The organism is Bradyrhizobium sp. CCBAU 11434, from assembly GCF_028128895.1.
In the GTDB taxonomy this organism is placed as follows: domain Bacteria; phylum Pseudomonadota; class Alphaproteobacteria; order Rhizobiales; family Xanthobacteraceae; genus Bradyrhizobium; species Bradyrhizobium zhengyangense.
In genome coordinates this window covers 140,823-153,597 of the sequence record NZ_LBJX01000004.1, presented here as the reverse complement: position 1 = coordinate 153,597, position 12,775 = coordinate 140,823, and the positions used below count along the sequence as shown (strand labels likewise).

The window sequence follows — 12,775 nt, the reverse complement described above, 5'->3', positions numbered from 1 at the left end:
CTAGCCCCGCTTGATACGCGGATCGATCGCGGCTTGGGCGATGTCGACAAGGAGATTGAGAAAGACGAAGAACAGTGCCAGCACCAGGATCGTGCCCTGCAGCAGCGGCAGGTCGCGCTGGAAGATCGCGGAGTTGAGCAGGAAGCCCGAGCCCGGCCAGGAGAACACGGTCTCGATCAGGATCGAGCCGCCGAGCATGTAGCCGAGCTGGAGCCCCATCACCGCGAGCGCGGTCGGCGCGGCGTTCTTGATGACGTGGCGGAATACGCCGGTTTCGTGCAGGCCCTTGGCGCGCAGCGCTTCAACGAAATCCTGCGAGAGGATATCGCCAGTGAGCGCGCGGACGGTGCGTGTGACGATGCCCATTGGAATCACCGAGGTCGTGATCGCCGGCAGCACCAGATATTTCAGGTGGTCCCAATCCCAGGCCCAGGCCGCAGAGCCGCCGGGCCCGGCGCCGACCGCGGGCAGCCAGTTCAGCTCCACCGAGAAGATAATGACCAGCACCATACCGAGCCAGTAATGCGGCACCGAGACGCCGGCGATCGCGAACGACGTCGCGAGCTTGTCGATCCATGTCTCGCGGAAATAGCCGGCGATCAGCCCGAGCAGGATGCCCATGGTGAAGCCGATGATGGCGGCCGCAATCGCCAGCGTGACGGTGTTGCCGACCGCGCGCATGACCTCGGCGAGCACGGGGCGCCCCGTGGCAATGGAATTGCCGAGATCGCCATGCAGCGCGCGCAAGAGCCAGAGGCCGAACTGCACCGGCAGCGGCCGGTCGAAGCCATAGGCGGCGCGGAGCTGCGCCGCGAGCTCCTGAGAGGCATCGGCGGGGAGCACCGCGACCAGCGGATCGCCCGGCGTGATGTGCACGAGCAGAAAGCACACCAGCGCCACGCTGATGACGATCGGGATGACATAGACGATGCGTCTGGCGATATAGGCGAGCACGGATTGACCTGACGTGATGTCGTACGATTGGGTGCACGTCTTCAGTAAGGGACGCGCGATGGTAGGGCTCCCCTCCCCCTTGCGGGGAGGGGTTGGGGAAGGGGGTTCACACGGGCGGTCCCTGTGTGGCTACCCCTCTCCCTAACCCTCCCCCACAAGGGGGGAGGGAACTCTACCAGCGTGCTCACCTCACTGCTGCATCGCAATCGGCGAGAAGTCGATGAACCAACTCTTCGGCTGGATCACGCCTGTCACTTTCGGGCTCATGGCGCGCGGGCCGACGTCGTGGGCGACGTAGAGGAAGGCGGCGTCGTCGACGGAGGCTGCGTGCAGCTCGGCGAGCGCGGCGTCGCGCGCGGCGGGGTCGAAGGTCTGCCTTGCCTTCTTCACCAGCTCGTCGAACTTGGGATTGTTGATGAACCCCCAATTGTTCGAGACTGGCGGGGCCATGCCCGATTGCAGGAAGCGCACCAGCGCGAAGAACGGGTCCATCGCCGCATAGGTGACGTTGGTCGCATTGGAGCCATTGGCGCTCGGATCCTTGGCGCCGCGGCGCCAGTTGGTGAACAGCGTGTTCCACTCGATGACGTCGAGCTGCACGTCGAAATAACATTCGGCGAGCGCCTGCTGGAGGTATTCGTTCATCGGTAGCGGTTGCATCTGGCCCGAGCCTGAAGCAGACGTCTGGATCTTCACCGTCAGCTTCTTGTTTGGACCGAAGCCGGCCTCCTGCATCAGCTTTTGCGCAGCCGGCTTGTCGTACTTGATCTCGAAGGTCGGTTTTCCGCGCCAGGGATGGCCGGGCTCGAAGGTGCCGGTCGCCGGCACCATCAGCCCTGCAAGCAATCCGTCCTTGAGGCCTTCGCGATCGACGCAAAGATTGGCGGCCTTGCGGACGCGAATGTCGTTCCAGGGCGAGCCTTCGACACGCGAGAACTGCCACGGCCAGACGTGCGGCTGCTCATTGGCATAGAGCTTGAAGCCGCGTTGCTTGAGCTCGGGCAGCGCATCCGGCGCCGGCGCCTCGACCCAATCGACCTGTCCAGACAAAAGCGCCGCGGTGCGCGCGTTGGCCTCCGGCATCGGCAACAGCACCATCTTGTCGATCTTGGGCACGCGGGTCTTGTCCCAATAGTCGGCATTCTTGACCAGCTCGAGCCGCTCGCGCGGCGTGAAGCCCGCCATCTTCCACGGGCCGGTGCCGGCGGCGTCCTTGGCAAAGGCAGTCCAGGCGGCCTGCGATTTGGCCTTGGCATCTGCGCCTTCGGCCTTGTCGTAGAAGTGCTGCCACTTTGCCGGGCTCGCCATGAAGAGGTTGGTGAGGTTGATCGGCAGGAAGCTGTCGGGCTCCTTGGTGGTGAGCTCGACCGTCATGTCGTCGATCTTCCTTGCGGAGGCCAGCGTCGGCATACGAGAGGCCGTGACGCCGACCTGGCTCGGATCGAACTGCGGCGCGTCCTGCTTCAAGACCTTGTCGACGTTCCAGACCACTGCGTCGGCATTGAACGGGGTGCCGTCGTGGAAGGTGACGCCGGGGCGCAGCTTGAAGGTCCATTTGGTCTTGTCTGACTCGTCGACCTTCCATTCGGTCGCGAGGCCCGGGATCACCACGCTCGGTTTGTCGGCGGACGACAGGTCCCAGCCGGTGAGCGCGTCATACATGGTGACGCCGGTGAAGCGGTTGCCTTCAAAACCCTGATCGGGCTGACCGAGCGTGCGCGGAATGTCCGCCGCGGTCATGCCGATGCGCAGCACGGTTTCGGCGCTGGCCGCGCGCGGCCACGCCGCCGCAGCCGCCACGGCAAGTGCAGCGATCAATGCTGCACGCGCGGTTGTCTTGATAAGCATCGCCTCAATCCTCTTCCCGATATCGATGACTAATTTTGATGCAAACGTATGCAATGGCTATGCCATCCGGGGAAACTTATTCTGCAAATTGCCCCTGCGACGACAAGTCCTTGTGATCGTGCGCGTGCATGGGCATCGTGCTGCCTATTCTGGCATCAAGATTGCAACGTTTGAGCCCGACCTTTTCCTGGGAGCTTGGGCCATGCGTATTCGCTTAACGACCTGTCTCGCCGCGCTTGCGCTGGCGATATCAGCACTCTCGGCGGGCGCCGAAACGGTGGTGCGCTACGGCATCTCGATGGCGGATATTCCGCTGACATCAGGCCAGCCCGATCGCGGTGCCGGAGCCTATCAGTTCACGGCCTACACTATCTACGATCCGCTGGTGGCGTGGGAGATGGACGTCGCCGATCGGCCGGGCAAACTGGTGCCGGGGCTCGCGACCGAATGGAAGGTCGACGACACGGACAAGACCAAGTGGCGCTTCACCCTTCGCAAGGGCGTGAAGTTTCACGACGGCAGCGAGTTCAACGCCGATGCGGTGATCTGGAATCTCGACAAGGTGCTCAACGACAAGGCGCCGCAATTCGACAAGCGGCAGAGCGCGCAGGTGAAGACCCGCCTGCCCTCGGTCGCCAGCTACGCCAAGATCGACGATTTCACCGTGGAGATCACCACCAAGACGGTCGATTCCTTTTTCCCGTATCAGATGCTGTGGTTCCTGGTGTCGAGCCCGGCACAATATGAGAAGCTCGGCAAGGATTGGGACAAGTTCGCAAGCCAGCCGTCGGGCACCGGCCCGTTCAAGCTGACCAAGCTGGTGCCGCGCGAGCTCGCCGAGCTCAGCAAGAATCCGGACTATTGGAATCCGAAGCGGATTCCCAAGGTCGACAAGATCGTGCTGGTGCCGATGCCGGAAGCGCTGACGCGCACCAACGCGCTGCTCGCAGGGCAAGTCGACCTGATCGAGACTCCGGCGCCCGATGCCGTGCCGCAGCTGAAAGCCGCCGGCATGAAACTCGTCGACAACGTCACGCCGCATGTCTGGAATTATCACCTTAGCGTGCTGCCGGGCTCGCCCTGGACCGACATCCGCCTGCGCAAGGCGCTGAACCTCGCCATCAACCGCGACGAGGTGGTCGGCCTGATGAACGGGCTTGCAAAGCCGGCCAAGGGCCAGGTCGACCCGTCGAGCCCGTGGTTCGGCAAACCGAGCTTTGAATTGAAGTACGATCTTGCTGCGGCGAAGAAGCTGGTGGAGGAAGCCGGCTATTCAAAAGAAAAGCCGCTGAAGACCACTTTCATCATCGCGCAGGGCGGCACCGGCCAGATGCTGTCGCTGCCGATGAACGAATTCCTGCAGCAGAGTTTCAAGGAGATCGGCATCGACATCGACTTCAAAGTGGTCGAACTCGAGACGCTCTATACGCATTGGCGCAAGGGCGCGGCCGACGAGATGAATGCCGGCATCACCGCCAACAACATCGCCTATGTCACGTCGGATCCGCTCTACGCCATCGTGCGCTTCTTCGCCTCCGACCAGATCGCGCCTGTCGGCGTCAATTGGGGCGGCTACAAGAACCCCGAGGTCGACGCCCTGATCAACCAGGCCAAGCAGACCTTCGACACCGCCAAGCAGGACGAGCTGATCGCCAAGGCCCATGCGCTCGTCGTCGACGATGCCGCGCTGGTCTGGGTCGTCCACGACACCAACCCGCACGCGCTGTCGCCGAAGATCAAGCAGTTCGTGCAGGCCCAGCACTGGTTCCAGGATCTGACCACGATCGGGGTGGAGTAAAGGCCGCGGACACAGCTGCCGTGGGGTGGGTTAGTTAGCCGAAGGCGTAACCCACCATGCTTCCGCAAACACGGACCGGAGTCGGCGGGTTACGCTCAACGGATTGCGCTTCGCGCATCCGCTGAGCTAACCCACCCTACAAAGCCCCCCTACTTCGTCAGCAGCGCATACGCCCCGGTCCAGCCCTCCGGCGGCGGATTGGCTTTGAACTCCCCGATGCGCGCTTCGTACAGCTTGAACAGCTTTTCCAGCGTGTCGGCGTCCTCGCTGCGACGGCCGCGCTCGATGGCGTCGAGTGCACCCTGCCAGTCGCGGTTGCGGTAGCAGCCGAGCATCTCGATGGTGACGTTGCGCAGGCGCTGGAACGCGCCAGATTGCATCACGTCCTCGCGGCCGGCGATGGCATAGATCACCTCCGGCTCGGTCTTGCCCTTGACCATGATGAAGTCGAGCTCGAGGATCGCGAATCTGTCCTTGGCGGCGAGCGCCGTCCGCGAGCCGACAATGATGGGGAAGCCGTATTCCTTGGTCTGGCCTTCCAGGCGCGAGGCGAGGTTCACGCTGTCGCCGAGCACCGAATAGTTCTTCTTCAGGTCGGAGCCCATGTTGCCGACCACGCCGATGCCGGTGTTGAGGCCGATGCCGACATTGAGCGGAATGTAGACGTGGCCGCCATCGGCGGCTTCCTGCTCGCGCTCCCTGTTGACGACGTCGATCTTCTCGAGCATCTGGATCGCTGCCTCGCAGGCATGGACCTGATGCTCGGCATCGTCGAGCGGCGCGTTCCAGAACGCCATGATGGCGTCGCCCATATATTTGTCGACGTAACCCTTCTGTTCGATGATCACGTCCGTGAGCGGCGTCAGGAAGCGGTTCATCAGCGTGATCAGGCCTTGCGGATCGTGCTTGTAGCTTTCCGAGATCGTGGTGAAGCCGCGCACATCGGAGAACATGATCGTCATCTCGCGCTCCTCGCCGCCGAGCACGACTTTCTCCGGCGATTGCGCGAGCTGTTCGACCAGCACGGGCGACATGTATTGGGCGAAGATGCCGCGGATCTGCACGCGCTGGCGCTGCTCGCGCACGAAGCTTGCAAAGATGAAGGTCAAATAGATCGCCGTGGTCGACAGCAGCGGATAGGTGAAGTCGATGAGGTAGCGGTATTTCGCATAGAAGAACCAGGACACGCCGATCAGGATAGCGGCGAACAACGCGCCTGCCAGCACCAGTCGCACCGGTCCGAGATTCGGCGTGAAGATGATGACGAGAATGCCGATGATCATCGCGACGATCAATTCGAGGCCAAGCGCGTAGTTCGGCCGGGAAATCGCGGCGCCGGTCAGCACGCTTTCGAGCACCTGGGCATGGATCTCGACACCCGGCATGGCGCGCGATACCGGCGTGGTCTTGATGTCGTTCAGGCCGACAGCGGAGGTCCCGATCAGCACCAGCTTGCCGGCAAGCTTGCCCGGCGACACCGTGTTGTCGAGCACATCAGCCGCCGAGACGTAGATCGAGGGGTCGCGGCGGGCATAGTGCACCCAGAGCTGGCCGTTCTCGTCGGTCGGAATCTCGACGCCCTTGATGCGGACGGCGCGGATGCCGGTCTTGTCGGTGCGCACCAACAGCGTCGGCGTCCCCGTGACGACGCGCAGGATCTCGAGACTGAGAGACGGCATGGTCTGGCCTTGCGCGCGCATGATCATCGGCACGCGCCGGATCAGGCCGTCGCGCTCGGTCCGGATCGTGAACAGGCCGCGGCCCGCGGCGACCTGCTCGATGATAGGCACGTTGCGCAACAGACCCGGGAATTCGAACAGAAAGCGCTCGGGCCCCGCCTCGCCGACCGTTGCCACGCCGGTGAAGGGAAGCGCCTTGTCGATCTCCGACGTTATCGCAGACTGCCCGGTCTCGCCCAACACCACGCGCGAGCGCTTGATCGCCTCCGAAAGGATCTGGTCGTTGCTCGGCAATTCGCGCAGCCTGGTGCGGGTGGCCTCGTCGAGATAGCGCATCTGGCCCGCGACCAGGTCAGGATTGAGCCGGTCGGGCTCCGAGAACACCACGTCGAAACCGATCGCCACCGCGCCGTGACTGGTGAGGTTGGCGATCATGTCGGCGACCCGCGTGCGCGGCCATGGCCACTGGCCGAATTTGGCAAGGCTCTTGTCGTCGATGTCGACGATGGTGACCGGCCTCACCCCCTTCTTGTCGCGCGGGTCGACCAGCTGGAACATGTCGAAGGTGCGCAGCCGCAGCTCCTGCACCGGCGGCGGATCCCAGACCCGCAGACCTGCGAACACGACCAGCAGCGCAAGGCACAGCAGCCGCGCCAAGCCGAACTTTCGCGTGAACCACCGGCGCAGGATCTTGAGACGTTTCATATCAGTCGCGCTTCCTGCCGCGCATCGCGTCCGTTCGAGCGATCATGGAGCCTCTCCGCGCGGTTGGCCATTGTCTGATGGCGGAGGATTATGGATTTTTTGCCGCGGTCAAGCTCCGCGTTCCGGCCGGGCGGGTCCGGCGTTCATCAGGTGATGTGGAAGATGAAATCGCTGGCCTTGAGATTTGCGGCGATAACGCTCTTCAGCAACAGCTGCTCGTTCTCCGTGATCGGTCCGCCCTCGGGGTGACTGATCTGCTGATGCCAGGTGACCAGCGTGTCGCCGGTGCCCTGCTGCTGCACGATTGTGAGATTGCCGATGGAGCCGACATCCGAGAACTGGCGCAGGTCGATCTTGTCCAGGCCCTCGATGAAATCGGTAATGGTGTGCGAGGCGTCGCCCCCGCCGAAGCCCGGCGCGAACACGAACTGATCCTTGCCGCCGCCGCCGGTCAGCGTGTCGCCGGTCGTCGGCGCGAAGATCACGTCCTTGCCGCCGGTGCCGGTCAGGGTGATGCCCTGGCTGGTGTCGCCAGCCTCGTCGAAGATGAAGTTGACGGTGTCGTAGGCACCGGTGGTCTTGTCCGTCACGGTGAGCGCGATCCGGTCCTGGTCGGGTGCCGGATCGCCCGGAGAGTAGGTCACACCATTCTCGAACGCTGTGTTGATGTCGTCGAGCGAGCCCGACGCCGGCGACAGATCGACGCTGCTGCCCGGCGCATGCAAGGTCGACGCCGCGACCGTAAAGTCATCCGTCGACGCGCTGGAATCGGTGTCGCTGACCGAAAGATTGAAGATGGTGTCGGTGCCTGCCTCGCCATTGTGCGAGACGTAGAAATGATCGGTGTCGATGACCGGTCCGCCGGGGGGCGCGGTCACGCTGGTTGAAATCGTGGCGGTCTTGTCCGAGACCGGCGCGGTGCCGTCGGTGCTCATCGCGGTGATGTCAGTCGTCGTCGCCGGCGAAGCGGAGGTCGTGATCCCCCCGGTATAGGTGTCGTCGAGGGCGTGGACGCCGAGCGCGGCCGGCGTGCCGTTAAAGCCATCGGCGGGCAGGAAGCGGATCAGCGTATCGGTGCCCAGCACCAGCGCCTGTGTGTCGCTGACCGAACCGATGTCGACCCACTGATGGGTGCCGGCGAGCTCGTACTGCCAGACGCCGTCGGCGGACGATGCCGTGTCCGAAGTGACCGCGATGGCCTGGAAGCTCGAGCCGTCGTCGACGTCGTGGAATTTGCCTGCGAAGAGGTCGCTGACGGCGCTTCCGGCCGGATCGCTCTCGTTGCCGGCGACGGAGGCGAGCGTGGTGCTGTCGAGCGTCGGCGCGTCGTTACTGCCGGCGATGTTGATCGTGACGACGCCATTGCCGGTGCCGGTCGGCGTATGGCTGTCGTCGGGCACGATGGTGTATTGCAGCGACAGCGTATGGCCCGCGGCCAGGAAGTCGAAGGCCTGGCTGCTGGAATTGAAGTCCCAGGTGAACTGGGCGTGGGTTGCCGTGCCGTTCAGGATGTCGCCGGACTGCACGGTGAGATAGTTCAGGAGGTCTGCGTTCGACAGCCCGTCGATGCCGTCGGTTTGCAAGGTCCCGTCGAGATAGACCGAGAGGTGATCGAGCGCGACCGTGACGTGATCGGTGGCGTCGGCGTCGGACACGGTGAGCGTGCCGGTCGCGCCGAGCCCCGAATTGGTCTCGCTCAGGTCGGCGCCGGCACTGTCGCCGGCCTTGGCCGCGATCGCCGGGGCGTCGTTCGCGCCTGATATCGTGACGGTGACCTGGGTCGTGTCGGTCTTGTGGCCGTCGTCAAGCGTGATGGTGGAGACCACCGTCGCGGTCTGGCCCTGCCCGAGGAAATCCAGCGAGCCGTCGGCGATCGAATAGCTCCAGCCGACGGTGCCGTTGTTCTTGCCGGTCAGTTGCAGCGACAGCGCGTGTTCGAGCGCGCTGATCTCGTCCGGCGTCAGCGTCAGAGCGGTGTGGTCGGCGGCGAGCCAGGTCACGTCCTGATGGGTGACCGTCGCCGTCGGCCGGTCGGTCAGGTCGACGTCGGTGAAGGCGATCGAGCCGGTCGCGGCAGGCGACGGATCGTATGTCGTGGAGGCGCCGGTGGTGTCGGCAAGCTCGGAGACGCTCGCGGTCAGCGTCGCGCCATCGGTGGTGAATTTGGGCGCGTCGTCGGCGGCGTTGACCGTGATCAGCGTATGATCCGTGCCGTCATTGCTGCCCGCAAAGGTCGCGTGGCTGTAGTCGGCACCGGTCAGGGTCAGACTGATGTGGTGCCCTGCGGCGTCGGTGATCGTCAGCGTGCCGCCGGTGCTGGCGTCGTCGTTGGCGACGTAGGCCGCACTGGTGCCGAGGCCATAGTCGATGCTCGACAGGTCGATCTTGTCTGTCGACGCCAATCCCGCGATCGATCCGCCGAAATCCGTGGTCTGGATATCGAGCTCGGCGCCACTGCCGCCGAAGGTGACCGTCTGCGACACCGCGGCGTCAACCACGAGCGTCGCGCCGGTGTCGATGGTGACCGAGCCGGAGCCTGACAGCGACCCGAACAGCGACAGCGTCCCGTCGGTGTGGATCTCGATCGTGTTGGTATTGGTGATATTGCCGGTGATCGAGGCGGAGCCCCAGCTCTCGATCTTGCCGGAGTTGGTGATGCCAAACGCCACCCCGTCCGCACTCGAGACCGAAGCACCGTCGTGGAGGTCGATCTCACCGGCATTGTCGATCTTGGACAGCGTGCCGAACACGCTGGTGCCGGAGACGGTCCAGGTGCCGGCCGTGTTGTTGTCGAACGTGGCACTGGCGACCGAGATGTTGCCGTTGATGTGCCCGCTGTTGTTGATCGTGACCGCGCCGCCGGTCTCGGCGATAGCGTAGGTTGTCGAGGTCACGCTGCCGGGGGCATCGGGTCCGATCGTGCCGGTATTGTCGATCACCGCCGCGCCGGTCGTGTTCTCCTGGACGAAGATCGCGTAGTGACCGCTCGCTCCCACGACCGAGCCGGTATTGGTGATATGTGTCGAGCCGGTCGCGCTTGCATCGTTCTGGGTGACGACGATGCCGGCCGTTCCCGTGGCGGTGAGTTCGCCGTCATTGAGGATGGTGACGTTGCTCTTGCCGGTCGCCACAACGCCCAGAGCAACCGCGCCTGTGGCCGAGCCCTCGTTGGTGACGCTCACATCGCCGCCGCCGTGATCGGAGGCACGGATCGCGTTGCCGGCGGCAGTGATCGACGAGGCCTTGCCGGTCGAGACCGTGACGTTGCCGGCGCCCCAGGTGAATGCCTCGATGCCGAAGCCAGCGTCGGCCGTGATCGTGGCATCGCTGTCGACGATGACATCGCCATTGACCGCGCCCGAGAAGGTGGCGTCGCCGCCCGGCTTGTAGCCGGCGATGATCCCGCCCGGCGTGGCGCCATCGTTGTTCAGCGTGCTGCCGGAATGGATCGTGCCATGCGCCTCGACGGAGATCGTGCTGTGCAGATCGCTTCCGATCGCTGTCGCATAATTCACTGCGACGATGCCCGAGCTGCCCGACGTGATGCTGTCGCCCGTCGCGAGCGTGACGGCGATGTCGCCGGCATCGATGCTGTAGGCCTTGACGCCGTAGGCCGTTGCACCCGAGATCGTGACGCTTGTGCCCAGCGTGACTGTGATGTCGCCGGTGCCACCGCTGAGGGCGGAGGCCTCGATGCCGTAGCTCTGAGTTCCGGACACGGAAATCGTGGTGCCGGCGAAGCTGGTCACCGTGACGTTACCGTTCCCGTAATTGTAGGCGTCGATGCCCGAGCCCGCCCCGGCGGTAATGTCGGCGTAATTATTGACAACGACCGTGCCGGTAACGGCGGTATTGGCACCGGTGCTGTTCGTCGAGCCAGTATAGCCGGCCTGGATGCCAGCCGGCGGATTGCCAGCCAGGTTTGACGTGCCGCCAGAATGGATCGAGCCATGCGCGTTGACAGTGATGGTGCTGTCGTTCCCACTGTCGAGCGAGGTCGCCCGGTTGACGGCCACGATACCGGAGCTTCCCGAGGTCACGACACTGCCGGCCTCGGTCGCGACGGCGATGTCACCGGCACCATAGCTACGCGCACGGATGCCGTAGGTCGAGCTCGCCGTGACGTTGCCGCCGGCGTCGATGCTGATGGCGCCATCGCCTTGTGTCGTCGCATCGATGCCGAAGGCACCGCCGGCCGCCCCGCCAAGCTGGGTGATCGAGATGTCGCCGGCGTTCGCGGCATTCAGATTCTCGACCAGAATGCCTTCCGAATTCGCGCCAGTGCCCGTCGCCTTACCGGTGAGATTGTCGATCGTGATGTCGCCTACGCCGGTCGCGCTGTCGCGCAGCGTGATGCCGTTGCCGGCCAGGCCCGTGACGTCCTTTGTCGCCGTCAGCGAGATGTCGCCGGTGCCGTTCTGAATGACAACGATGCCGTTGGCCGCGCCGTTCAGCGTGCCGGTCGGCGTGAGGACGATACTCGCGGGCTTGAGGGATGTGCCGCCCGACGCCGTGAAGTCGAGCGCGTCGTTGATCGAGGTCGTAATGTCGGCCGCGCCGGTGACCGTGAACGTGCCGCCGGTCGACGACTGGCCGGTAATGGTGCCGGTGAAGCCGAGACTGCTCTTGTCGAGCTGGAGCGTATCGGCGCCGCCGGCAAAGGTGACGGTCTGCGCGTCAGCACCGGCAAGCTCCAGCGTCGCCTTGTCGTCGATAATCAGCTGGCCCACGCCGGTGAGCCCGCCGGAGAGGTTCAGCGTGCCGGCCTGCACCTCGATGAAGCCGGTGTTGGTCACGACGCCCGAGATCGTGTTGGCGTTGGAGACGCTGAAGATATGGCCGGAGTTGCTCAGCTGACCGCCGTTGATCGTGACGATATCGGACAGATAGAGCTTCGAGCTGCCATCGACCGTCACAGTCCCGCCGTCGTTGGCGACGGTCAGCGACGTCAGCTTCAGAATGCCGCCGCCAATTGCCTTGATATCGGCGGTGTTGACGATCTGCTCGCCGGAGATGTCCAGCTCGCCGCCATTTGCCTGGAGCAGCTGGTGGTTGGCGAGGGTGTGGACGATAGCAGGATCGATCGTCAGCGTGCCGCTGGTGACCGTGGTCGTGCCGGTGTTGGTGATGTCGGCGTTGCTGATAGCGCTGGTGCCGAAGGATTCCAGCGTGCCGGCAAGCGTCACGGTGCCGCCGTCGATCGTCGCGGCGGAAAGATCGAGCGTCGAGCCCGACTCGATCGACACGGCCCCGTCGGTGTTGGTCACGTCAGTCGAGATCAGCTTCAGCGTGCCGTCGTTGATCGCGCCCAGCGTGCCGGTATTGGTGACGGCCTCGGTGTTGATGTCGAGCTCGGCATTGTTGGCCCGGATCGTGCCGCCGTCATTGCTGATCTTGGGGGTGGAGCCCGTCGCCAGCAGCGTCAAGAGCCCGCCGAGCGTCGATTCCAGCAGATAGCTGTTCGAGATGTTGGCGTCGGTCACCGCTGTGGTGCCGGACGAAGCGAGCGTCCCTGCGATCGTGAGCGCGCCGCCCGTCAGGGTGGCGCCGACCAGCGTCAGCTTCTTGTCGGCCTCGACCTTGACGGTGCCGTTGTTCGTGATCTTGCTTGCCGACACGGTCGCATCGTCGAATGTCAGCGTGATGTCGCTCGCAACCGCCACAGTGCCCTTGTTCAGGGCCGCGTTGCCGTCGATCGTGCTGTCGCCGGTGACGTTGATCATGCCGCCCGACGGGCCGCTGTAGTTATTGATGGCGCCGCCGGATATTTCGGTGCCCGCGAGGGTCAGGA

General features: G+C 64.3%; 5 protein-coding genes. 1 reads left to right on the top strand and 4 read right to left on the bottom strand.

The window, feature by feature from the left end:
• Positions 1 to 954, bottom strand: a complete 954-nt coding sequence (locus XI06_RS06425; protein ID WP_237864042.1) for an ABC transporter permease — start codon at positions 952 to 954, stop codon at positions 1 to 3.
• A gap of 189 nt (positions 955 to 1,143) precedes the next feature.
• Entirely contained in the window at positions 1,144 to 2,802 is a 1,659-nt protein-coding gene (locus XI06_RS06420; RefSeq protein ID WP_237870867.1) for an ABC transporter substrate-binding protein, read from the bottom strand.
• A 202-nt stretch (positions 2,803 to 3,004) separates the two neighbouring features.
• Here XI06_RS06420 and XI06_RS06415 point away from each other — a divergent pair, with 202 nt between their 5' ends.
• On the top strand, positions 3,005 to 4,600 hold the full coding sequence (locus tag XI06_RS06415) for an ABC transporter substrate-binding protein (protein ID WP_271604850.1): 1,596 nt from the start codon (positions 3,005 to 3,007) through the stop codon (positions 4,598 to 4,600).
• Between the two features lie 149 nt (positions 4,601 to 4,749).
• Here XI06_RS06415 and XI06_RS06410 read toward each other — a convergent pair whose 3' ends face one another.
• Both XI06_RS06410 and XI06_RS06405 read right to left on the bottom strand, forming a co-directional pair.
• Positions 4,750 to 6,984, bottom strand: a complete 2,235-nt coding sequence (locus tag XI06_RS06410; RefSeq protein ID WP_271604849.1) for a CHASE2 domain-containing protein — start codon at positions 6,982 to 6,984, stop codon at positions 4,750 to 4,752.
• A gap of 146 nt (positions 6,985 to 7,130) precedes the next feature.
• The coding region (locus XI06_RS06405; protein WP_442869413.1) for a beta strand repeat-containing protein at positions 7,131 to 12,775 on the bottom strand (5,645 nt) is incomplete at its 5' end.